Origin of the sequence: Streptosporangium amethystogenes (assembly GCF_000721075.1) — a bacterium.
Taxonomy (GTDB): domain Bacteria; phylum Actinomycetota; class Actinomycetes; order Streptosporangiales; family Streptosporangiaceae; genus Streptosporangium; species Streptosporangium amethystogenes.
The window spans coordinates 1-319 of sequence record NZ_JOEQ01000189.1; the positions used below are offsets into that span (position 1 = coordinate 1).

A 319-nucleotide genomic window follows, 5' to 3' on the forward strand; every position below is an offset into this window, starting at 1 on the left:
GCCGCCTGGACTACGAGACGGGGTGAGCCGTGGCCATCACCGTCGTCGTCGGCCCGCCGTGCGCGGGCAAGTCGACCTGGATCAGCGAGCAGTGCCAGGCCGGGGATGTCGTCATCGACTTCGACAAGATCGCCCAGGCGCTGGGGTCGGAGCAGCCGCACGCGGCCCCCGAACCGGTCCGCGAAGTGGCCTTCGCCGCCCGCAAAGCCGGCATCAACCGCGTCCTGCGAGGCGTCGAGGCCGACGCGTGGATCATTCACACAAACCCGTGGCCAGGCCAGCTCGCCCGCTACGAGGATGCGGGAGCGCAGATCGTCGT

1 protein-coding gene is annotated in these 319 nt (G+C 70.2%); it reads left to right on the plus strand.

Annotated features, from left to right (window positions below; genetic code table 11):
- Positions 1-29 precede the first annotated feature (29 nt).
- The coding region (locus IG98_RS0144235; protein WP_030926786.1) for an AAA family ATPase at positions 30-319 on the plus strand (290 nt) is incomplete at its 3' end.